Here is a 21200-nt window from a genome sequence, read left to right as displayed (position 1 = left end):
GTATCTCTTTTGCGGGCCATTCGAGACATGAGCAAATACAAGATCGCAGTCATCCCCGGCGACGGCATTGGTACCGAAGTGATGCCCGAGGGGCTGCGGGTGRTGGACGCCGCCGCGCGCCGGTTCGGCCTGGACATGCAGTTCGACCATTTCGACTTCTCCAGCTGCGACTACTATGCGCGGCACGGCAAGATGCTGCCGGACGACTGGTTCGACACCCTGGTCAAGTACGACGCGATCTATTTCGGCGCGGTCGGCTGGCCCGATGCCGTGCCCGACCATGTCTCGCTGTGGGGCTCGCTGCTGCAGTTCCGCCGCTCGTTCGACCAATACGTGAACCTGCGGCCGGTGCGGCTCATGCCCGGGATCCGCAGCCCGCTGGTGGACCGCGACGGCAACCCGCGCAAGCCCGGCGACATCGATTTCTACGTGGTGCGCGAGAACACCGAGGGCGAGTATTCCAGCATCGGCGGGCGCATGTTCCCCGGCACCGACCGCGAAGTGGTGATCCAGGAAACGGTGATGACGCGCACCGGCGTGGACCGCATCCTCAAGTTCGCTTTCGAGCTGGCGCAGAAGCGCCCCGGCAAGCATCTGACCTCGGCCACCAAGTCCAACGGCATCTCCATCACCATGCCGTACTGGGACGAGCGGGTCCAAGCGATGGCGGCGAACTATCCCGGCGTGAAGGTCGACAAGTACCACATCGACATCCTCACCGCGCACTTCGTCCAGCATCCAGACTGGTTCGACGTGGTGGTGGCCAGCAACCTGTTCGGCGACATCCTCTCCGACCTGGGCCCGGCCTGCACCGGCACCATCGGCATCGCGCCGTCGGGCAATATCAACCCGGACCGCACCTTCCCCAGCCTGTTCGAGCCGGTGCACGGTTCCGCGCCGGACATCGCCGGGCGTGGCGTGGCCAACCCGATCGGCCAGATCTGGTGCGGCGCCATGATGCTGGAACACCTGGGCCACGCCGACGCCGGCGCAGCCGTGCTCGGCGCCATCGAAAAGGTGCTGGCGGCCGGCCCGGAGCATGCCCCGCTGACCCGCGACATCGGCGGCAAGGCCGGCACGGCGGACCTGGGCCAGGCCATCGCAGGTGCGCTGTGAAGGCGGCCGACGCGCGCGCGCTGCTGCTGGAGACATTCCAGGCAGCGGTAGGGGCGGCCGATCCGCTGCGCATCGTGGCCGACCACCTGCCACCGCCCCGGCCGGGCGGCCGCACGCTGGTGGTGGGCGCCGGCAAGGCCGCCGCCTCGATGGCGCTGGCGGTGGAGCAGGCCTATGCGCGCCTGGATCCGACCCATGTCATCGAAGGACTGGTGGTCACGCGCTACGCCCATGGCCTGCCGACCGACCACGTGCGCGTGATCGAGGCCGGCCATCCGGTGCCTGATGAAGCGGGCGAGCGCGCCGCGGCCGAGATCCTGGCCCGCGTGGGCGCGCTCGGGCCCGACGACCGGCTGGTCGTGCTGGTTTCGGGCGGGGGCTCCAGCCTGCTGTCGCTGCCGGCCGACGGCATCGCCATGGCTGACCTCAAGGCCACCACGCAGGAGTTGCTGCGCTGCGGCGCGCCGATCACCGAGATGAACATCGTGCGCAAGCATCTCTCGCGCATCCAGGGCGGCCGGCTCGCCCAGGCCAGCCGCGCGCCGGTCACCACGCTGATTGTCTCGGACGTGGCCGGCGACGATCCGAGCGCGATCGCCTCGGGCCCCACCGTGGCGGACCCGAGCACCTATGGCGACGCGCTGGACATCCTGCGCCGCTATGGGGCCAGCGTGCCGCCCGTGGTGCGCCAGCACCTGGAACGCGGCGCGCGCGGCGAAGTGGCGGAAACGCCAAAGCCGGGCGATCCGCTGTTCGCCCGCGTCGACAATCGTGTGATCGCAACGGCGCATGGAAGCCTGGAGGCCGCGGCGGAGCGCTTCCGCGCCCAGGGCATCCAGCCGGTGGTGCTGGGCGACACCGTGACCGGCGAGGCGCAGGAAGTGGCGCGCGTCTACGCCGCGCTGGTGCGCGAGATTCGCACGTACAATGCGCCGTTCGCCGCGCCGGTGGCATTGATTTCCGGCGGCGAATGCACTGTGACGCTGCCCCAGGGCGGTGCCGCGGGCGGCGCCAGGCCGCGCGGCGGGCGTTGCTCCGAGTTCCTGCTGTCGCTTGCGCTGGAGCTCGATGGCGCGGGCGACGTGTACGCCATCGCGGCCGATACGGACGGCATCGACGGCTCGGAGGATAATGCTGGCGCGTTGCTCGACCCTTCGACGCCGGCGCGCGCGCAGGCCGCCGGCGCTCCGGCGCGCGCCCGGCTCGACGCGCACGACGCCTGGGGCTTCTTCGATGCCGCCGGCGACCTGGTGGTGACCGGCCCCACGCGCACCAATGTGAACGACTACCGCGCCATCCTGATTCTGTAATCCCCCGAGAAAGCGCCGGCCGCCAACGACGGCCGGCCATCCAAGCCATGACCCAGACCCTCACCATCACCCGCCCGGACGACTGGCACCTGCACCTGCGCGACGGCGCGGCACTGGCTGCCGTGCTGCCCGACACTGCCCGCCAGTTCGCGCGCGCCATCATCATGCCCAACCTGAAGCCGCCCGTGACCACGGTGGCGCAGGCGGCGGCCTACCGCGACCGCATCCTGGCCGCGCTGCCCGCCGGCATGGCATTCGAGCCGCTGATGACGCTGTACCTGACCGACAACACCCCGGCCGAGGAAATCGTCGCGGCCAAGGCCAGCGGCTTCGTGCACGGCGTGAAGCTGTACCCGGCCGGCGCCACCACCAACAGCGACGCCGGCGTGACCGACCTGCACCGCTGCGCGCCCGCGCTCGAAGCGATGGAGCGCGCGGGCCTGCCGCTGCTGGTGCACGGCGAGGTAACCGATTCCGAGATCGACATCTTCGACCGCGAAGCCGTCTTCATCGACCGCGTGATGACCCCGCTGCGCCGCGATTTCCCCGGCCTCAAGGTGGTTTTCGAGCACATCACCACCAAGGATGCCGCCGAGTACGTGCGCGACGCCGAAGGCCCGGTGGGCGCCACCATCACCGCGCATCACCTGCTGTACAACCGCAACGCCATCTTCACCGGCGGCATCCGCCCGCACTACTACTGCCTGCCGGTGCTCAAGCGCGAGATCCACCGCGAAGCCCTGGTGGCCGCGGCGGTGTCGGGCAGCCCGCGTTTCTTCCTCGGCACCGACAGCGCGCCGCACGCGCGCGGCCTGAAGGAACATGCCTGTGGCTGCGCCGGCTGCTATACCGGCCTGCACGCAATGGAGCTGTATGCCGAGGCGTTCGAGGATGCCGGCGCGCTGGACAAGCTCGAGGCATTCGCCAGCTTCAACGGCCCGGCCTTCTACGGCCTGCCGCGCAACGGCGGCACGCTCACGCTGACGCGCGAGCAATGGGAGCTGCCGGCCGAACTGCCCTTCGGCGACACCACGCTGGTGCCGCTGCGCGGCGGGGAAACGCTGCGCTGGAAGGCCAGCTGAGCCGCGCAAGCCCGGTGAGCAAGCCGGAGAGCGTCACGCTGGCGCTGGCCGGCGCCGTGGCGCGGATCGACTGGACCCAGCCCTGGTACCGGCCGTTTGCGCAATCCGGCACGGCGCTGTCCGGCGCGCTGCAGGACGGCGCCGACCTGCGCGCCGTGCTCAGCGAAATCAGCGCGCGGCTTGGCCTGTGCAATGCGCGGGGTTTGCCGTTGCGCTTCGTGCCCCAGGCCGAACTACCCGCCGGCACGGCCTACGAATCGCATATCCATGCCAGCGGCGCGGTGCCCACGCGCGACAACCTGCATGACTTCTTCAATGCGCTGGTCTGGCTGCATTTCCCGGGCGCCAAGCGTGTGCTGAACCGGCTGCAGGCAGAGGCGATTGCCGAGGCCGGCGTGCAGGAACGCCGCGGCGTCCTGCGCGATGCCGCCACCTTGTTCGACGAGAACGCCATCCTGTTCCTGAGTGTCGACGGCAGCCTGGCGGGCGCGCTGCGCGGCTTTGCCTGGCAGGAACTGTTCGTGGCGCGCCGGCTTGCCTGGGGCGGCAGCGGGGAGGGCGCGGCCCGTTGTGGCGTGGTGCCGTTCGGGCACGCGTTGCTGGAAAAACTGGCGCAGCCCTACAAGGCGTTGACCGCGCACGGCTGGCCGATGGCCGTTCCGCCTTCGGCGGACGGTGGGCTGCCCGCATCGCTGGATGCGGCTGTCGCCGCTTCGCTCGAATCCGCCGGGCTGCATGGCGGGCGTTTCGCGCCGCTGCCGGTGATGGGGATTCCCGGCTGGTGCGATGCCAATCGCGATCCCGCCTTTTATGCCGACACCGGCGTGTTCCGCCCCGGCCGGCGCGCGGCGGCGGCATGACCCGGGCGCGGCGCCGGGGTGACCGGCGCGAGGCCAAACGGTGTTAGACTGCGGGCCGCAAAGCAGGCCAGACAATCGCTGCTTGCACCGCAAGGTGCAAGGGGAGGAAAGTCCGGACTCCACAGGGCAGGGTGTTGGCTAACAGCCATCCACGGCAACGTGCGGAATAGGGCCACAGAGACGAGTCTTGCCGCCGGGTTCTCCCGGCGGGAAGGGTGAAACGCGGTAACCTCCACCTGGAGCAATCCCAAATAGGCAGGCATTGAGGCGGCCCGCTGAGCCTGCGGGTAGGGAGCTGGAGCCGGCCGGTAACGGTCGGCCTAGAGGAATGATTGTCACGTGCCGCTGGCCGCAAGGCTGGCAGCGCGCACAGAATCCGGCTTATCGGCCTGCTTTGCTTCTCGATTCTTCCGCCTTGCCGCGTTCGCGGCCCGGGCGTCGCGCGGCCGGTGTCCCGGCCGGCGCATCCTTTCCACGCTTTCCGCGCCTGCCGCACCCGCTTTCCGCGCCTTCAGGGCCCCTTACGCTTCCACGATTTCGAGCGTATGGGTGATCTCCGCCGTCTTGGCCAGCATGATCGAGGCCGAGCAGTATTTGTCATGCGACAGGTGGATGGCGCGCTCGACCGTGCCGGGGTTGAGGTTGCGGCCGGTCACCGTGAAATGGAAGTTGATGCGCGTGAAGACCTTCGGGTCCTCGCTCGCGCGTTCCGCTTCCAGCTTCACGCTGCAGCCGCGCACGTCCTGCCGGCTCTTCTTCAGGATCAGCACCACGTCATAGGCCGTGCAGCCGCCGGTACCCAGCAACACCATCTCCATGGGCCGCGGAGCCAGATCATGGCCGCCGCCTTCCCGCGCGCCATCCATCGCAACCACGTGCCCGCTGCCAGTCTCGGCCACGAAGGTCATGCCGTCGACGCCCATCCAAGTTACTTTGCATTCCATTTTGTTCGATCCTGCGCTTTAGTGAGTGCGTATTCGATCACGAACACGCGATTTCGAAACTTGCCTTTTGAGTATATGCCACCTGCCCTCGCGTGGTCGGAGCGGGTCGGATCCCTCCAAAAACCGAGGGTTTCCTCTAAGATGACAGTTTTGTGACACATGAAATCTGACGCAAGCTATTGATTTTTCTGGATAAATGCCGATATCGGCAAGCTGCATCAATTTTTTACAATGCAAAATGGCATTCCGCACTGCAAATTTTCTTGCACCGCGGGAGCGCTCATGTATAATTTGAATCATTGAACGACGGCATGCAAGGCAAGCCAGAGTGCGAAAGCGAATCGCCAGGGAATTCCCGGCGGTTGTGCCGGCCGCACCGTCAGCCGGGCCCCGTCGATCTCCAAGTGTCTCCTCCACCCTCCTCCTTTGGTGGATTCAAACCCAAGCTCGATAGCTTGGGTTTTTTTTATGCCGCGCCGGCGCAGACCGGCCCCGCGCGGTGGTCCGGGAACATACCCCGGACGTCGCATGACGCCCCCATCTTGACGCAGGCCCGAGAGTTTGCTTGTGCCCCTGTCAAAAACCACAGTATAATCGTCGGCTTTTCCGTCATGCCCGCGGAAGAAGAATTCAGGGAGAGCCTGCACATACAAGCAGGGAAGGCCAGGTCCCAAGGACCGGCCGACGACGCTAGTCATCGATCATGTGATCGGTGCGCGTCACGTAACGGGCAGGTTCTACAAGTCTCAGGAAAAATCATGAAGACCTTTTCCGCCAAGCCTGCAGAGGTAAAGCGCGACTGGTACGTGATTGACGCGACGGACAARGTCCTCGGCCGTGTTGCCAGCGAAGTGGCACGCCGACTGCGCGGCAARCACAAGCCGGAATTCACTCCGCACGTCGACACKGGYGATTACATCATCATCGTCAACGCAGCCAAGCTGCGTGTGACGGGTACCAAAGAAACCGACAAGAAGTATTATCGTCACTCGGGCTACCCGGGCGGCATTTACGAAACGACGTTCGGCAAGATGCAGCAGCGTTTCCCGGGCCGCGCCCTGGAAAAAGCTGTGAAAGGCATGCTGCCGAAGGGCCCGCTGGGCTATGCGATGATCAAAAAGCTGAAGGTTTACGCCGAAGCCGATCATCCGCATGAAGCACAGCAGCCCAAGGCGCTGGAAATCTAAGGGGGCCATCCATGATCGGAAATTGGAATTACGGTACTGGCCGCCGCAAGAGCGCCGTGGCTCGTGTCTTCATCAAGTCGGGCAAGGGCGATATCATCGTCAACGGCAAGCCCATCAATGAGTATTTCGCTCGCGAAACCTCGCTGATGATCGTGCGCCAGCCGCTCGAACTGACCGCCAACGCACAGACCTTCGACATCAAGGTCAACGTGACCGGCGGCGGCGAAACGGGTCAGGCCGGCGCAGTGCGCCACGGCATCACCCGTGCGCTGATCGACTACGACGCTGCACTGAAGCCCACGCTGTCGAAGGCTGGCTTCGTCACGCGCGATGCGCGTGAAGTGGAACGTAAGAAGGTTGGTTTCCACAAGGCGCGTCGTCGGAAGCAATTCTCGAAGCGCTGATGTGTGTCCGACGGGTCCGGGTCACCGGATTCTGTCGAGACGGAAAAAACCGCACGGTTCGCCGTGCGGTTTTTTTTTGCCGCCGTCCTGGCCGTTGTCTGCGACGCGGCAGGTTTTACGCGCGCTTTACAATTTCCATGCCTCTTCCCGGATACAATCCCGGCACTTCCCGCCAGGAGACCTGCAGATGACTCGACCGCCAGCAAGGCCGTATTGCGCTCCGATGCCGGTGTCGCCCGCGCGGGTCATGCGCGGCGCATGAGATATCGTCTGCTGCGTCCGCGCCGTGGCGCGCTGTCGCGGCCGCTGGCCGTACGCTCGCACCGGTCCTGGCCGGTGCGCGTGCTGGGCGCGGTGCTGATGGCGATCCTGCTCGCGGCGGCGGCGGGATGGGCATATCACGCCGGCCGGGGGCTCGCCGGCGCGGGTGCGGACATGAAGGTGGAGAACCGGGCGCTGCGCGAGCAGCTCGCCTCGATGTCGGCGCAGCGGGAGCGCCTGCAGGCCGTGGCCAATACCGCCGAGTCGCAGCTGCAGATGGCGCGCGGTGCCCAGGAAGGCCTGGTCCAGCAGCTGAAGGCGGCCGAAGGCGAGGTCGCCCTGCTCAAGGAAGACCTGGCGTTCTTCGAGAGCTTGCTGCCGGCAGGCGGCAATACCTCGGGCATTCATGTGCGGAGTTTCCGTGTCAGCCTGGATGAAGCCGACACACTGAAGATGCACTACCGATTGCTGGTGATGCAGGGCGGATCGAAGGCGTTTTCCTCGATGCCGGAATTTCGCGGTGAGTTACAGTTGGTGGTCTCGCTGATGCGGGACGGCAAGCCCGTCACCCTGAACCTGGACGAAGACCAGGCCGGCTCCTTGCCGGACCTGCGCCTGACGCACTACCAGCGCATCGAGGGAACGTTCCCCTTGCCCGCGGGCGCCGCCGTGCGGGCAGTGACGGTAAGAATTTTGCAAAACGGTCAGTTGCGCGCGACCCAGACGGCCATGCCGTAGGGCCGCGCGGGGCCGGCCACTCCAGAGGGGCGAAAGGACCTATGTTGTTTTCCAAGAAAAAGGGTTTGGCCATCGATACCCTGATCGGCCAGCACAGCGTGATCCAGGGCGACCTCACGTTCTCGGGCGGCCTGCGCCTAGACGGGCGCGTGCGCGGCAACGTGACGGCATCGGCTGACCAGGCAAGCATGCTGGTCATCAGCGAAAAGGGCGTGGTCGAGGGCGAGGTCCGCGTCGGGCACCTGATCCTCAACGGAACCGTGACCGGTCCCGTGCATGCATCGGAGCTGCTGGAGCTGCAGCCGCACGCGCGCGTGCACGGCGAAGTCCATTACGCCGCGCTGGAAATGCACCAGGGCGCGCTGGTGGAAGGGCGGCTGGTGCCGCTGGGCGTCAGCGAACCGAAGGCGCTGCCCAACCTGTCGCTGGCGAGCACCGCGCAAGGCTTGCCGGAAGCGGCCGAGGAATCGCAGAAAACCGCCTGATGGCGCACCTGCTGCGTGCAGGGAAGGCAGAAGCCCTTGAAGTTGCGGGGTTTCGGCACGATCTTCCCGGAGCGCTTAAAATACAGGCGTATCTAAATAGGAGAACCCCATGAACGCAGTCGCAGAGGCACCCGTAACCGAGGACATGCCGGCCCCGTTCGTCTTTACCGACAGCGCTGCCGACAAGGTCAAGCAGTTGATCGAGGAAGAGGGCAATGCCGACCTGAAACTGCGCGTCTTTGTGCAGGGCGGCGGCTGTTCCGGCTTCCAGTACGGCTTCACCTTCGATGAAGAAGTGAACGAGGACGACACCACCCTCAACAAGAACGGCGTCACGCTGCTGATCGACTCGATGAGCTACCAGTATCTGGTGGGCGCCGAGATCGACTACAAGGAAGACATCAACGGCGCGCAATTCGTGATCAAGAACCCCAACGCCAGCACGACCTGCGGTTGCGGCTCTTCGTTCTCGGTCTGACGTACCGGCGGCAAAGAAAAAAGCGCACTTCGGTGCGCTTTTTTGTTTTTCCGCCTTTTGCTCCCTGCCCAGGCCGGAGCTGGCCTACGGCGCACGGCGCCAGACCACGGGAAACCAGTCTTCGCGCATCCGCTCTCCATCGGCCAGCCCGATGCCGGGAAACGGCGGCGAGGTCCGTCCCGGGCGTCCCAGGTAACGCACGTCATCGCCGAGGAAGCGCGCCGAGAAGGCGCGGCGCCGCCCCGTCCCGGTGTTGCCCGCCGCGCCGTGCACGGTGCGGAAGTCGAACACCACCGCATCGCCAGGCTGCAGTTCCGGCGCCAGGAGCGCATGGCTGCCGTCTTCCACGTCGGGCATTTCCATGAACTTGTCCTCGCCCGCGTAGAAATTCTCATTGCTGGCCCAGCGCTTGGGCCGTACCAGCCGGGGCCAGCGGTGCGAACCCAGCACTACGCGCAGCGTGTTGGCCGTGGTGACCGGGTCCAGCGGTATCCAGTAGCTCGCGGTCTGCAGCCCGTCCACGCAGTAGTAAGGCAGGTCCTGGTGCCAGGGCGTGGGCTTCGCCGTGCCCGGCTCCTTGACCAGGATGTGCTCGTGGAACACCTGCACGGCAGCGGCCTGCATCAGCTGCCCGGCAATGCCCGCGGCCGGCGAGTGCCGGATGAATTCGGAGAACGGCGCAATGCGCTGCCAGTTGCAGTAGTCCTCGAAGAAGCGGCCGCGCTCGCCGTCGCCGACGTTCTCGATGGCAAAAGGCCCCGGGCTGGCGAGATTCTGCTCGAAGCCTGCGCGCAAGGTGGTCACCCACTCGGTAAAGGCGCCGCGCAGCACCAGCGCGCCGTCGCGCTGGTAGTTCTCGATATCGGTGGGGGATAGGGTCACGATGTTCCTGTGGGGGCTGGGCTGATGACCAAGTATCGTGGCGGCCGGGCAATAGGAAAACTATATATTTCCTATGCTGTAGTATAGGAAATCATGATTGGTTTCTCCTTCCGCCAGCTCGAATACTTCGTTGCCGCCGCCGAGCACGGCAGCATCAGTGCCGCGGCGCGGGCCCGGCATGTATCGCAGCCGTCGGTTTCGCTGGCGATCGCGCAACTCGAAGGCGTGCTCGGCGAGACCCTGTTCCGCCGCCAGGTCAGCCGCGGGCTGGAGCTGACGCCGGCCGGCCAGCAATTGCTTGGCCGCGCGCGCGACATCCTGGCGCTGGCGACGGGTCTCGCGGTGAAGGGTGGGGAGGGTGCGAGCGGGCGCGGCCTGAGCGGGCAGCTATCGCTGACCTGCTTCCAGGATCTCGGTGCTTACTATGCCCCGCGCCTGCTGGCCGGATTCCGCCGGCAGTACCCACATGTCTCGGTAACGCTGTTCGAGGCCGACCTGGCCGCCGTGCACCGTACGTTGAGCGCGGGCAAGGCGGAGCTCGCTCTGACCTATGACCTCGGCTTCGACCAGCGCATCGCGCGCTGGGTGGTGGCGCGGCTGGCACCGTACGCGCTGCTGCCGGCGACCCACGCGCTGGCGTCGCAGCCGAGCGTCAGCCTGGCCGAGCTGGCGGGTGAGCCGCTGATCCTGGAAGACATTGCGCAGACCCGCGAGTATTTCCTCTCGCTGTTCTGGGCGCATGGCTTGCGCCCGCGCCTGTACCAGTACACACAGACCTTCGAGATGCAACGCGGGTTGGTGGCGCATGGCTATGGCGTGGCGCTGTCGTGCACGCGGCCGGCTGGCGATCACAGCTACGATGGCGAGCCCATTGCCTGCCGTTGCGCGAGGCCGTGGCGCCCCAGCGCGTGGTGCTGGCGCAATCGCCCGCGATGCGGCCGTCACCCGTTGCCGAGGCGTTTATCCGCTGGGCGCGCGAGGCCGGGCACGCCGAGCCGGCTTGAAGGGCGGCCCGGCGCCCTGCTAGCGCGGATACAGCGCGCCGAGCACGCGCGGGCCTGCCGCGCCGGTGACGGTGGGGACGTTGCCGGGCGAGCGCAGTAGCATCTGGCGCGCCAGCCAGGCAAAGGCGATGCCTTCGACCTGCGAAACCGGCACGCCGAAGTCGTCGGAGCTTTGCACCGTTACCCCCGGCAGCGCCTGCGCCAGCAGGCGCATCACGAAGCCGTTGCGCGCGCCGCCCCCGCAGACGATCAGGCGCGCGGCGCCCCGGGCATGCGCGCGCACGTCGCGGGCGATGGCCTCGGCGGTGAGCGCGGCCAGCGTGGCCTGCACGTCGGCGGGCGGCAGCGCCGTGCCGGGCCCGGCCAGGTGCTGTTCGAGCCAGGCAGGGTGGAAGAGGTCGCGGCCGGTGCTCTTGGGCGGGGCCACGCCGAAATACGGCTCGGCCAGCAAGCGCGCCAGCAGCGTGTCGTTGATCCTGCCGCTGGCGCCCCAGGCGCCGTCAGCGTCGAAAGCCCGGCCGTGGTGGCGCTCGATCCAGTAGTCGAGCAGCACGTTGCCAGGACCGCAATCGAAGCCGGTCACCGGCGCGCTGTCCTTGCCCGCGCCCGCTGCCGGCAGCACGCTGATATTCGAGATCCCGCCGATATTGCAGGCCACCCGCGTCTCGCCGGCGTCGCCGAACAGGGCCTGGTGCAGCGCCGGCACCAGCGGAGCGCCCTGGCCGCCCGCGGCCACGTCGCGGCTGCGGAAATCCGCCACCACGTCGATGCCGCACAGTTCGGCCAGCAAGGCTGGCTGCTGGCTCTGGCGCGTATAGCCGGTGCCATCGTACTGGCCAGGACGGTGGCGCACGGTCTGCCCGTGGGCGCCGACCGCCGCGATGGCCGCAGCCGCCAGTCCCGACTCGCGCAGCAGCGCGGCCACGCAGCCGGCGTACACGCGCGCCAGCCCGTTGGCGGCCAGCGCCTCGCGATGGATCTCGTCGTCGCCGGGCTGCTGCAGTCCGGCGAACGCCTCGCGCAACGCCRCCGGGAACGGCTGGTGGGCCGCGGCCAGCACCGCCGGCCGCGGGCCGGAGAAATCGACCAGCACGCCATCCGCGCCGTCCATGCTGGTGCCGGACATGATGCCGATGAAACGGTCGGTAGAGGCGGGCGACGGGCTTTGCATGCGGGCTAGTTGTTGTTGCTGGCGACGTTGTAGGTGCGCAGCGCGTTGATGCGGCTGAGCAGCCCGCTGGTGTAGTTCAGGAACTGCTGGCGCGCGGCGCCCGACAGGGCCGGGGTATCCAGCGCGGCGATGGCCAGCGGGTTGAGCGGCACGTCGTTGACGCGGAACTCATAGTGCAGATGCGGGCCGGTGGCCCAGCCGGTCTGGCCCACGTAGCCGATCACCTGTCCCTGCGTCACATGCTGGCCGCGCCGCATGCCGGCGAAGCCCGACAGGTGGGCGTAGTAGGTCGAGTAGCCGCTATGGTGCTTGAGGATGACGATATTGCCGTAGCCGTTCTGCTGGCCCACGAACTCCACTTCTCCGTCACCCGTGGCCTGCACCTTGGTGCCCGTGGGCGCGGCAAAGTCCACGCCCTTGTGCTGTGCCCAGTTGTGATGCAGCGGATGGTCGCGCCCGCCGAAGCCGGACGAGATACGCGAGAACTCCACCGGCGAGCGCAGGAACGGCCGCTTCATGCTGCGCCCGTCGAACGTGTAGTAGGCGCCTTGCTTGCTGCCTTCCTGTGCGTACCAGAGCGCCTGGTGCAGCTGGTTGTGGTTGATCAGCTCGACCGCCACCACACGTCCGTTGCGCACGAAGGCGGCGTCGCGGTAGCCTGCCTCGTAGACGATGCGGAAGCGGTCTCCGGTGGTGATGTCGTGGTGGAAATCGATGACGCCGGAGAAGATCGAGATCATCTGCTCGACCACGTCGTCGGGCACGTCGGCCGCGTCCATGGCCTTGAAGAAGCCGCCCGCGGCGATCGCGCCGGACAGCATTTCGTAGTGCACGTCGTTCTTCACCGACTGCACGCGCGCCTTGTAGACCGGGGCGGCGAGCTCGCCCGCGCGCTCGATCACCAGCTCGCGCGAGGATTCCGCATCGCCGCCGAGGTTGGCCTGCAGCGATACCAGCAGGTTGTTCTGGTCTGCCTCGGCCTGCACGTTCTGGCCGGGCTCGAGCGCAAACAGGCCGCGCGCGGTGGCATTCTGGCGGATAAACGCTTGCGCGTCGGGGTCATCGATACCGAGGCGCTTGAGCAGGGTGGCGATGGTGTCACCGCGCTGCATGCGCGCTTCGCGCACAAAGGTGTCGTCGGTCTCGGTCAGCTGTTCGAGCTGGGATTGCAGGTCGGGCAGGCGAATGGCCTCCCGGACACGCGGAGCGAGCGGGTCGTCGAAGGCATTGCGCGGCGCCACGCCCATGGCGGCGGCCATGCCAAGCGTGAACACCGTGCCGACCGCAGCTGTCAATTGCTTGCGCCGGCGCGCGTGCAGCGCGTTGGTGGGATCGACGAGAACCACCAGCTCGCGCGCGAAAACTTCGCGGAGTCTGGACCACATCACGTAAAATTCACTCTTTGGTTCGGGCCGCGCTGCCGCGACGATCTGCTTCGTCTTGCCTTCCTCTCCCGAGGTGCGGTGCGTGCCATATTGGTTTGCCGCCGTAGAATGGCGGTTGGCCCGCGGGATGCGTCCCGCCGGCACAAGAGCGCGAATTATACCAAAATCGGCCGCCGGCCGTTTTTCGTCCGCGTCTGAATTCTCATGTTTTTCAAAGACTTACGTCATGACTGAAGTTTCCCCCGGCGCTGCCACTTCCTACCCCCTCACGCCCACCGTGATGCACGCCCTGGAGGTGTCCAAGCGCGGGTGCGACGAACTGCTGGTCGAATCCGAATGGCTGGCCAAGCTCGCGCGCAGCGAGGCCACCGGCGTGCCGCTGCGCATCAAGCTGGGCCTGGACCCGACCGCACCGGACATCCATATCGGCCACACCGTGGTGCTCAACAAGCTGCGCCAGCTGCAGGACCTCGGCCACCAGGTCATCTTCCTGATCGGCGACTTCACCTCCACCATCGGCGACCCGTCCGGGCGCAACGCCACGCGYCCYCCGCTCACGCGCGAGCAGATCGAGGCCAACGCCCAGACCTACTACCGCCAGGCCAGCCTGGTGCTCGATCCCGCCCGCACCGAGATCCGCTACAACAGCGAGTGGAGCGACCCGCTCGGCGCGCGCGGCATGATCGAGCTGGCGGCCAAGTACACGGTGGCGCGGATGATGGAGCGCGACGACTTCACCAAACGGTTCCGCTCTGGGATTCCGATCTCGGTCCATGAGTTCCTCTACCCGCTGATGCAGGGCTACGATTCGGTCGCGCTCAAGGCCGACCTCGAGCTCGGCGGCACCGACCAGAAATTCAACCTGCTGGTCGGGCGCGAGCTGCAGAAGGAGTACGGCCAGGAGCAGCAGTGCATCCTGACCATGCCGCTGCTGGTGGGCCTGGACGGCGTGGAGAAGATGTCCAAGTCCAAGGGCAACTACATCGGCGTGACCGAGGCCCCGAGCGAGATGTTCGGCAAGCTGATGAGCATCTCCGATGACCTGATGTGGCGCTACTTCGAGCTGCTGTCGTTCCGCCCGATGAGCGAGATCGACCTGATGAAGCAGGAGATCGCACTGGGCCGCAACCCGCGCGACTGCAAGGTAATGCTCGGCCAGGAGATCGTCACGCGCTTCCACAGCGCCGCCGACGCCGAGCGCGCGCTGGAGGACTTCAACCATCGCGCGCGCGGCGGCGTGCCCGACGACATCCCCGAGGTCAGCCTGTCCGGCGCGCCGCTGGGCATCGCGCAGCTGCTCAAGCAGGCCAACCTGGTGCCGTCCACCTCGGAGGCCAACCGCAATATCGAGCAGGGCGGCGTCAAGATCGACGGCACCGTGATCAGCGACAAGGCAGTGAAGATCGAAGCCGGCAGCTACGTCGTGCAGGTCGGCAAGCGCCGCTTCGCGCGCGTGACCCTGGCGTGAACCTGCGCCGGAGACGTTCATGATCGCCCTGATCCAGCGGGTCGCACAGGCCCGCGTCACCGTCGAAGGCCGCACCACCGGGGAGATCGGTGCCGGCCTGCTGGCGCTGGTGTGCGCCGAGCGCGGCGACACCGAAACCCAGGCCGAGCGCCTGCTCGCCAAGCTGCTGGCTTACCGCGTGTTCTCCGATGCCGGCGGCAAGATGAACCTGCCGGTGCAGGACATCGATGGCCGTGGCACGCGCGGCGGCCTGCTGGTGGTGTCGCAATTCACGCTGGCGGCCGACACCAACAGCGGCGCGCGCCCGAGCTTTACCCCGGCCGCCGCGCCAGCCGAGGGCGAACGCCTGTACAACCACTTCGTGGAGCGCGCCCGCGCCGCGCACGGCGAGGTCCAGACCGGCGAATTCGGCGCCATGATGCAGGTCAGCCTGGTCAACGACGGGCCGGTCACCTTCTGGCTGCGTGTGCCGCCGGCGGGCGCAGCCGCCTGAACCCACATGGCCGCGTCGCACGCGGCGCAAACCAGCAAGGAGAGACGCATGAAAATCTGGAGCAAGGCTTTCGCCGACAACGGGCCCATTCCGGTCGAGTTCGCCTTCGGCGCGATGGATCCCGCCGCCCATGTGGCGCTGTCGAACAACCGCAATCCCGACCTGCACTGGGACGAGGCGCCAGCCAGCACACGTTCCTTCGTGCTGATCTGCCATGACGCGGACGTGCCGAGCCGCGGCGACGACGTCAACCAGGAAGGCCGCGAAGTGCCGGCATCGCTGCCGCGCGTGGATTTCTTCCACTGGGTGCTGGTGGACATCCCGCCCGGCCTGCGCTCGATCTCCGCCGGCAGCCACAGCGACGGCGTGATCGCGCGCGGCAAGCCGGGCCCCGAGGCGACCGGCGGCACCGCGGCCGCGGGCGGCCTGCGCCACGGCCTGAACGACTACACCGGCTGGTTCGCCAACGACCCCGACATGAAGGGCGACTACTACGGCTACGACGGTCCCTGCCCGCCGTGGAACGATACCCTGCTGCACCACTACGTGTTCACGGTCTATGCGCTCGATCTCGACCGCCTGCCGCTCGACGGCACCTTCACCGGTGCGCAGGTGCGCGAGGCGATCCAGGGCCATGTGCTGGCACAGGCGTCGATCACCGGCACCTACACGCTCAATCCGAAGCTGGCCGGCGGCACGGCGAAGTAATCCGGCCGGCGGCGCGCGCAGGAAATGCAAGGAAACGAAAAGGAAACGGCATGTCGCAATTGCCCGGGCCGCATTCGCTGGCCTTTACCCACCTGATCCTGATTCGCCATGGCGAGACCGCGTGGAATCGCGAGCGACGCCTGCAGGGGCAGCTCGACATTCCGCTCAACGCCACCGGCGTGGCGCAGGCCGACGCCCTGGCGCAGGCCCTGGCCGCCGAACCGATCGACGCGGTCTACGCCAGCGATCTCTCGCGGGCGATGCAGACGGCGACACCGCTGGCCGAGGCCCTCGGCATGGCGGTGCGGCCCGATGCGCGCCTGCGCGAACGCTGCTATGGCACGCTGGAGGGCAGGACCTACGCGGAGGTGGCCGAGCAATCGCCCGAGGATTTCGCCCGCTGGCAGGCGCGCGTGCCGGACTACGCGCCCGACGGCGGCGAGTCCTTGCTGTCTTTCCATGAGCGCGCGGTGGAAGCCGCGCTGGCGCTGGCGCGCCGCCACCCCGGCGAGCGCATCGCGCTGGTGGCGCATGGCGGCGTGCTGGACTGCCTCTACCGCGAGGCCAACGACATGACGCTGGAAGCGCCGCGCCAGCACGAGCTGCTCAACGCCAGCATCAACCGGCTACGCTGCGACAGCCAGCGGCTGACGGTGATGCAGTGGGCCGACGTGGGCCATCTCGAAGCGCTGGCGCTGGACGAAGTCGATCGCCGCGTCCCCTAGCGGGCAGCCGCTCACACACGCAGCCGGAACGGCGTGAAATCGGTATTGCGGTCGTACCAGTCTTCGCGCTCGGCGCGCTTGAGGAAGCCCACCACCTTGTAGGTGACCGGCGTCATCACGACTTCCCAGGCTGTCTTCAGGATGTATTGGGCGATCGCCACCTGGATCACCTTTTCCAGCGGCCAGATGCCGTAGAAGGCGATCACGTAGAACAGGGAGGAGTCGACCAGTTCTCCGGCCAGCGTGGAGCCGATGGTGCGCGTCCAGAGCCAGCGGCCCTCGGTCCACAGCTTCATCTTGGCCAGCACATAGCTGTTGGCAAAACTCCCGCAGCAGAACGCGATCAGCGAGCCGAGCACGATGCGCCAGGTATTGCCGAACACGTCTTCCAGGCTTTTCTGGTAGTCGCCCATGAACGGCGCCACCGGCATCTTCAGTACCACCAGGCTCATGAAGGTGGCGAAGGCGAGCGCGGCAAAGCCCGCCCACACCACGCGGCGGTCGCGCCCGTAGCCATAGACCTCGGTCAGCACGTCGCCGAAGATATAGGAAACCGGGAAGAACAGCACCCCGGCGCCGAAGGTCACCGGCCCGATCAGCGGCAGCGTGACCTGCGCGGCCTTGGCCGCGCCGATCAGGTTGGAGCACAGCAGGACCGTGACGAACGCCACCATCACAAGGTCGTAGTAACGGTAGACGCGCCCGGTGTAGCCGGGCGTGGCGGTCGACATGGTCATGGCGGTTCCGGAGGGGCGGCAGTGCGGCGATTATGCCAGCCACGCCGCCGCCGCGCCCGCCGCCTTCAGCCCCCCCGCAAGCTGCCTGCAAGCCCACGGCCCCACAGCCCCACAGCCCTACAGGTTCAGCTTGCCGACCTTGGCGCCGTCCAGCGAGATATCGAACATCAGCCCGGCGTTGGTCTGCACGAAGCCGATCACCGGTTGCTGCCCGGTGACGGTATCGATCGAGCCGTTGGCGCCAATCTTCGCGACCGCCACGCTGGCATCCGCGCCGACAGTCCAGCCGCTGCTGTTGACGAACTTGCTGTAGGCGTCCGGCGTCATGAACATGATGATGACGGACTTGGATTGCCCGCCGGCGGTGAGTCCGAACGAGGCCGAGGTGGTGCGGTAGTAGCCCACCGCGGCGCCGTGGGAGCGCAGCACGCCTTCGCCGTACTCGCCCCCGATCACGAGACCTGCGGACAACACGCGCGGGAAGATCAGGATCCCCTGCGCACGCGAGGCCAGGTCGCGCGCACTGCCGGCGGTGGTGAACAGGCGGTTGAGCGCGCCGTCCGCACCTGCGTCGATTTCCTGTTTCTTGGCCGCCGCATCGGTTGGCGCATTGGTGCCGGTGGTGGTGCAGCCCGCGGTGAAGGCGGTGGCCACGAGCAGGCCCGAGCCCGCCATCCGGGTGACAAAYTGGCGTCGATTCATGTGCTCTCTCCTGACAGGGAAGAAATAGGCCGGCGCCATGCCGCGGCGGCCGGGACTAAGTCATTGTGGACAAGGAGGCAGCCGCCAGCAATGCGCGACAAAAGAATTGTCTGCGGTGCACGAAAGTATTTAATGCGGGGTGCGCGGCACCGCAGCATGGCCGGCGCCGGCGCCGGGCGGCCGGAAATGGCCGCCGGTGGCGGCCGCGCGGCGGGGAATTGCCGCTATGCAGCGGGTTCGGCGTCGCCGCCGGGCGCGGACAGCCCGAAATGCAGGTAGGCGGCGGCGGTGGCCATGCGGCCGCGGGGTGTGCGCTGCAGGTAGCCTTGCTGGATCAGGTAGGGCTCCAGCACGTCCTCGATGGTGTCGCGCTCCTCGCCGATCGCCGCGGCCAGGTTGTCCACGCCGACCGGCCCGCCGCCGAACTTGTGCAGGATGGCTTCGAGCAGCTTGCGGTCCATGAGGTCGAAGCCGACCACATCCACATCCAGCATGGCCAGCGCCGCGTCGGCGGTAGCGCGTGTGATGGTGCCATCGCTTTTGACCTCGGCAAAGTCACGCACGCGCCGCAACAGCCGGTTGGCGATACGCGGCGTGCCGCGCGCGCGCCGGGCGATTTCCAGCGCGCCGAGCGGATCGATGCGCGCCCCCAGCAGCTGTGCCGAGCGGGTGACGATGCGTCCCAGTTCCTCCGCGGTGTAGAACTCCAGCCGCGCGACGATGCCGAAGCGGTCGCGCAGCGGGTTGGTCAGCATGCCGGCGCGCGTGGTGGCGCCCACCAGCGTGAACGGCTGGAGGTCCAGCTTGACCGAGCGCGCGGCGGGCCCCTCGCCGATCATGATGTCGATCTGGTAGTCCTCCAGCGCCGGGTACAGGATTTCCTCCACCACCGGAGACAGGCGGTGGATCTCGTCGATGAAGAGGACGTCGTTGGCTTCCAGGTTGGTCAGCAGCGCGGCCAGGTCGCCGGGGCGCTCCAGCACCGGGCCGGAAGTCTGGCGCAGGTTCACGCCCATCTCGCGCGCGATGATGTGCGCCAGCGTGGTCTTGCCCAGGCCCGGCGGCCCGAACAGCAGTACGTGATCGAGTGCCTCGCGGCGGTTGCGCGCGGCGTGCATGAAGATGTCGAGCTGGCCGCGCACCTTCTCCTGGCCGACGTATTCGTCGAGCAGCTTGGGGCGAAGCGCCCGCTCGAAGGCCTCCTCGTTGGGAGAGGCGGTGGTGGGGGCGATCACGCGGTCGCCCCCGCGGTCGGGGACCAGCTTGTCGGTTTCGATCATGGATGTGCTACGGGCAAAGTGGCTCGATTGTAGCCCGTCCGGGCCAGGCTACCCGCGCTCGGGCGGCCCCGCTCAGCCCTTCGAGAGGGACTTCAGCGCCAGCTTGATGCCGTCCGAGACGCCGGTGCCGGCCGGTACCTGCTTGATCGCCAGCGCCGCTTCCTTCTCGGAGTAGCCCAGCGCCAGCAGCGCGTTGAGGATGTCGACGGCATTGTCGTGCACCGGCGTGCTGCCTGGCGCATGGCCGAGTTCCGCGCCGAGCTTGCCCTTGAGTTCGAGCAGCAGGCGCTCGGCGGTCTTCTTGCCGATGCCCGGCACGCGTGTCAGGCGCCCGGCCTCCTGCAGCGTGATCGCCTGCGCCAGTTCTGTGACCGACATGCCCGACAGCACGGCCAGCGCCATGCGCGCGCCGATGCCGGTGATCTTGATCAGTTCGCGGAAGGTATTGCGTTCGGTGGCGGTGCCGAAGCCGTACAGCAGGTGCGCGTCCTCGCGCACGATCTGCTGCGTCAGGAGCGTGACCGGATGGCCCACCGCGGGCAGGTTGTAGAAGGTGCTCATCGGCACGTCGATCTCGTAGCCGACGCCGTGGCAGTCGACCAGCAGATGCGGGGGATTCTTCTCGATGAGGGTGCCGGCGATGCGTCCGATCATGGTGTGTGGTGTCTGCAGCGAAGCGAAAGTGGGCGCCAGTGTAGCCGAGCCGCCGGCTAGCGTCCCGGGGTATCGACGGCCTGGCGGCCCAGCGCCGGGTCGTCGGTGAAGAAGCCGTCCACGCCTGCCGCCAGGAAAGCCTGTACCTCGCGCACCATGCCACCCGGGCTGCGGGTGCCATCGTCGCCGCCCGTGCGCAGGTTGCGCGGCAGGAAGCTGTTCTCGGGGCGGAAGGTGTAGGGATGCACCAGCAGCCCGGCGGCATGCGCGTTGCGCACCAGCGCCGAAGGCGTGCCGAGGTCGCCGTTCGCGTCGCGCGGCACCACGCTGGATTTCTCCGGCCCGATGCCGTTGGCGTAGCTGGCCACCTCGCGCAGTCCGACCGGCGTCATCATGTCGGCGTAGGTGCGGGTGTCGCCGGCCAGGCGCCAGTCGGCGGGGCGCCCCTTCGCGCTGCCCATCAATTGCACCAGCTTCACGTTGGGCATGCCGCTGCCCAGGCGCTGGCGCAGCTCGCGCAGGTTGCCGGTCTCGAACGACTGCACATAGACCGGGGCGCTGCGCGTATAGGCGTGCGCGCGCAGCGTGGCCACCAGCTTTTCTTCCAGCGGCAGGCCGATGCCGCGGAAATAGCTCGGATGCTTGGTTTCCGGATACAGGCCGATCACGCGCCCGCTACGCTGCGAGGCAGTGGCCACCAGCTCGATGATCTCGTCGAACGTCGGGATCTCGAACTGGTCGTTGTACTGCGTATTGGCGCGGCGCAGCTGGGGGATGCGCTCGCGCGCGCGCAGCGTCTTGAGTTCGGCCAGCGTGAAGTCTTCGGTGAACCAGCCGTCGAGACGCTCGCCGTCGATGACCTTGATGCGCTTGCGAGCGGCAAACTGCGGCAGCGCGGCGACATTGGTGGTGGTGCCGATCTCGTTCTCATGGCGGGCCACCAGCACGCCGTCGCGCGTCATCACCAGGTCGGGCTCGACCACGTCGGCGCCATCCTCGATGGCGCGCGCGTAGGAGGCCAGCGTGTGCTCGGGGCGCAGGGCACTGGCGCCGCGATGCCCGATCACCAGCGCCTTGGGTGCCGCCGCGGCAGGGGCCGCGGGCGCGCCGGCCGCCGGCGCGGTGG

22 protein-coding genes, 1 other RNA gene and 1 pseudogene are annotated in these 21200 nt (G+C 67.5%); 15 read left to right on the top strand and 9 right to left on the bottom strand.

The window, feature by feature from the left end; genetic code table 11:
* Window positions 1-27: 27 nt before the first annotated feature.
* The 5 genes from AC1DK4_RS25635 (at window position 28) to rnpB (ending at window position 4768) form a co-directional block, all read left to right on the top strand.
* Entirely contained in the window at window positions 28-1116 is a 1089-nt protein-coding gene (locus AC1DK4_RS25635; RefSeq protein WP_477131858.1) for a tartrate dehydrogenase, read from the top strand.
* Complete coding sequence (locus AC1DK4_RS25630; RefSeq protein ID WP_441613599.1) at window positions 1113-2426, top strand: glycerate kinase type-2 family protein; 1314 nt, start codon at window positions 1113-1115, stop codon at window positions 2424-2426. Before AC1DK4_RS25635 ends, AC1DK4_RS25630 begins: the two co-directional genes overlap by 4 nt.
* A 47-nt stretch (window positions 2427-2473) precedes the next feature.
* Window positions 2474-3508, top strand: coding sequence for a dihydroorotase (pyrC, locus tag AC1DK4_RS25625; protein ID WP_441613598.1), 1035 nt, complete (start codon window positions 2474-2476; stop codon window positions 3506-3508).
* 14 nt (window positions 3509-3522) lie between these two features.
* Window positions 3523-4368, top strand: a complete 846-nt coding sequence (locus tag AC1DK4_RS25620; RefSeq protein ID WP_441613597.1) for a DUF3025 domain-containing protein — start codon at window positions 3523-3525, stop codon at window positions 4366-4368.
* A 59-nt stretch (window positions 4369-4427) separates the two neighbouring features.
* Window positions 4428-4768: RNase P RNA component class A (gene rnpB, locus AC1DK4_RS25615), an RNA gene on the top strand.
* Between the two features lie 121 nt (window positions 4769-4889).
* Here rnpB and AC1DK4_RS25610 read toward each other — a convergent pair.
* A complete protein-coding gene (locus AC1DK4_RS25610) occupies window positions 4890-5312 on the bottom strand; it encodes an OsmC family protein (protein ID WP_441613596.1) in 423 nt (140 codons plus the stop codon).
* A gap of 758 nt (window positions 5313-6070) precedes the next feature.
* Here AC1DK4_RS25610 and rplM point away from each other — a divergent pair.
* The 5 genes from rplM to erpA all read left to right on the top strand — a co-directional run bounded on the left by rplM (window position 6071) and on the right by erpA (window position 8865).
* On the top strand, window positions 6071-6499 hold the full coding sequence (gene rplM, locus AC1DK4_RS25605; RefSeq protein ID WP_017226025.1) for a 50S ribosomal protein L13: 429 nt from the start codon (window positions 6071-6073) through the stop codon (window positions 6497-6499).
* An 11-nt stretch (window positions 6500-6510) separates the two neighbouring features.
* The gene (rpsI, locus tag AC1DK4_RS25600; RefSeq protein ID WP_441613595.1) at window positions 6511-6903 is read left to right on the top strand and encodes a 30S ribosomal protein S9; all 393 of its coding nucleotides are present in this window, start codon (window positions 6511-6513) and stop codon (window positions 6901-6903) included.
* 3 nt (window positions 6904-6906) lie between these two features.
* A complete protein-coding gene (locus AC1DK4_RS25595; protein ID WP_441613594.1) occupies window positions 6907-7902 on the top strand; it encodes a DUF6776 family protein in 996 nt (331 codons plus the stop codon).
* A 41-nt stretch (window positions 7903-7943) separates the two neighbouring features.
* Complete coding sequence (locus AC1DK4_RS25590) at window positions 7944-8387, top strand: bactofilin family protein (RefSeq protein ID WP_441613593.1); 444 nt, start codon at window positions 7944-7946, stop codon at window positions 8385-8387.
* 109 nt (window positions 8388-8496) lie between these two features.
* On the top strand, window positions 8497-8865 hold the full coding sequence (erpA, locus tag AC1DK4_RS25585; protein ID WP_441613592.1) for an iron-sulfur cluster insertion protein ErpA: 369 nt from the start codon (window positions 8497-8499) through the stop codon (window positions 8863-8865).
* Window positions 8866-8949: 84 nt separating this feature from the next.
* Here the strand turns inward: erpA and AC1DK4_RS25580 are convergent, their stop codons facing one another.
* Window positions 8950-9747, bottom strand: a complete 798-nt coding sequence (locus tag AC1DK4_RS25580) for a phytanoyl-CoA dioxygenase family protein (protein ID WP_441613591.1) — start codon at window positions 9745-9747, stop codon at window positions 8950-8952.
* 93 nt (window positions 9748-9840) lie between these two features.
* Between AC1DK4_RS25580 and AC1DK4_RS25575 the strand changes: the two are divergent.
* Window positions 9841-10751: pseudogene (locus tag AC1DK4_RS25575) on the top strand (LysR substrate-binding domain-containing protein).
* Between the two features lie 19 nt (window positions 10752-10770).
* Here AC1DK4_RS25575 and AC1DK4_RS25570 read toward each other — a convergent pair.
* A complete protein-coding gene (locus AC1DK4_RS25570; protein WP_477131857.1) occupies window positions 10771-11922 on the bottom strand; it encodes an anhydro-N-acetylmuramic acid kinase in 1152 nt (383 codons plus the stop codon).
* 5 nt (window positions 11923-11927) lie between these two features.
* Window positions 11928-13307 (bottom strand): M23 family metallopeptidase, encoded by a 1380-nt coding sequence (locus tag AC1DK4_RS25565; RefSeq protein ID WP_441613589.1) that lies wholly within the window; start codon window positions 13305-13307, stop codon window positions 11928-11930.
* Window positions 13308-13533: 226 nt separating this feature from the next.
* On the opposite strand from AC1DK4_RS25565, the gene tyrS reads away from it, so the two are divergent.
* The 4 genes from tyrS to AC1DK4_RS25545 are packed head-to-tail and all read left to right on the top strand — an operon-like array spanning window position 13534 to window position 16701.
* Window positions 13534-14775: a tyrosine--tRNA ligase gene (gene tyrS, locus AC1DK4_RS25560; protein ID WP_441613588.1), complete on the top strand. Its 1242-nt coding sequence runs from the start codon at window positions 13534-13536 to the stop codon at window positions 14773-14775.
* Window positions 14776-14794: 19 nt separating this feature from the next.
* Window positions 14795-15268 carry a D-aminoacyl-tRNA deacylase gene (dtd, locus tag AC1DK4_RS25555; protein ID WP_441613587.1) on the top strand — a complete coding sequence of 158 codons (474 nt, stop codon included), beginning with the start codon at window positions 14795-14797 and terminating at the stop codon, window positions 15266-15268.
* Window positions 15269-15316: 48 nt separating this feature from the next.
* Window positions 15317-15976, top strand: a complete 660-nt coding sequence (locus tag AC1DK4_RS25550; protein WP_441613586.1) for a YbhB/YbcL family Raf kinase inhibitor-like protein — start codon at window positions 15317-15319, stop codon at window positions 15974-15976.
* Between the two features lie 50 nt (window positions 15977-16026).
* On the top strand, window positions 16027-16701 hold the full coding sequence (locus AC1DK4_RS25545; RefSeq protein ID WP_441613585.1) for a histidine phosphatase family protein: 675 nt from the start codon (window positions 16027-16029) through the stop codon (window positions 16699-16701).
* Window positions 16702-16712: 11 nt separating this feature from the next.
* On the opposite strand, the gene AC1DK4_RS25540 is transcribed toward AC1DK4_RS25545, so the two are convergent.
* The 5 genes from AC1DK4_RS25540 to AC1DK4_RS25520 all read right to left on the bottom strand — a co-directional run.
* Window positions 16713-17438, bottom strand: coding sequence for a queuosine precursor transporter (locus AC1DK4_RS25540; RefSeq protein ID WP_441613584.1), 726 nt, complete (start codon window positions 17436-17438; stop codon window positions 16713-16715).
* 117 nt (window positions 17439-17555) lie between these two features.
* Window positions 17556-18140, bottom strand: coding sequence for a BPSL1445 family SYLF domain-containing lipoprotein (locus AC1DK4_RS25535; protein ID WP_441613583.1), 585 nt, complete (start codon window positions 18138-18140; stop codon window positions 17556-17558).
* Between the two features lie 224 nt (window positions 18141-18364).
* Window positions 18365-19420, bottom strand: coding sequence for a Holliday junction branch migration DNA helicase RuvB (gene ruvB / locus AC1DK4_RS25530; RefSeq protein WP_441613582.1), 1056 nt, complete (start codon window positions 19418-19420; stop codon window positions 18365-18367).
* A 72-nt stretch (window positions 19421-19492) separates the two neighbouring features.
* On the bottom strand, window positions 19493-20074 hold the full coding sequence (gene ruvA / locus AC1DK4_RS25525; protein ID WP_441613581.1) for a Holliday junction branch migration protein RuvA: 582 nt from the start codon (window positions 20072-20074) through the stop codon (window positions 19493-19495).
* A gap of 56 nt (window positions 20075-20130) precedes the next feature.
* Window positions 20131-21200: glycerophosphodiester phosphodiesterase (locus AC1DK4_RS25520; RefSeq protein ID WP_477131856.1), on the bottom strand; the 1070-nt coding region annotated here is incomplete at its 5' end.

The sequence above is a fragment of the Cupriavidus sp. 05N38 genome, assembly GCF_056397345.1.
This window is presented reverse-complemented; position numbering and strand designations above follow the sequence as displayed.

What these genes read in the sequence shown, in the direction of transcription:
- pyrC (WP_441613598.1), top strand. Translation starts at nt 2,474, where the DNA reads ATGACCCAGACCCTCACCATCACCCGCCCGGACGACTGGCACCTGCAC.
- AC1DK4_RS25610 (WP_441613596.1), bottom strand. Translation starts at nt 5,312, where the DNA reads ATGGAATGCAAAGTAACTTGGATGGGCGTCGACGGCATGACCTTCGTG.
- rpsI (WP_441613595.1), top strand. Translation starts at nt 6,511, where the DNA reads ATGATCGGAAATTGGAATTACGGTACTGGCCGCCGCAAGAGCGCCGTG.
- AC1DK4_RS25590 (WP_441613593.1), top strand. Translation starts at nt 7,944, where the DNA reads ATGTTGTTTTCCAAGAAAAAGGGTTTGGCCATCGATACCCTGATCGGC.
- erpA (WP_441613592.1), top strand. Translation starts at nt 8,497, where the DNA reads ATGAACGCAGTCGCAGAGGCACCCGTAACCGAGGACATGCCGGCCCCG.
- AC1DK4_RS25565 (WP_441613589.1), bottom strand. Translation starts at nt 13,307, where the DNA reads ATGTGGTCCAGACTCCGCGAAGTTTTCGCGCGCGAGCTGGTGGTTCTC.
- dtd (WP_441613587.1), top strand. Translation starts at nt 14,795, where the DNA reads ATGATCGCCCTGATCCAGCGGGTCGCACAGGCCCGCGTCACCGTCGAA.
- AC1DK4_RS25550 (WP_441613586.1), top strand. Translation starts at nt 15,317, where the DNA reads ATGAAAATCTGGAGCAAGGCTTTCGCCGACAACGGGCCCATTCCGGTC.
- AC1DK4_RS25545 (WP_441613585.1), top strand. Translation starts at nt 16,027, where the DNA reads ATGTCGCAATTGCCCGGGCCGCATTCGCTGGCCTTTACCCACCTGATC.
- AC1DK4_RS25540 (WP_441613584.1), bottom strand. Translation starts at nt 17,438, where the DNA reads ATGACCATGTCGACCGCCACGCCCGGCTACACCGGGCGCGTCTACCGT.
- ruvB (WP_441613582.1), bottom strand. Translation starts at nt 19,420, where the DNA reads ATGATCGAAACCGACAAGCTGGTCCCCGACCGCGGGGGCGACCGCGTG.
- ruvA (WP_441613581.1), bottom strand. Translation starts at nt 20,074, where the DNA reads ATGATCGGACGCATCGCCGGCACCCTCATCGAGAAGAATCCCCCGCAT.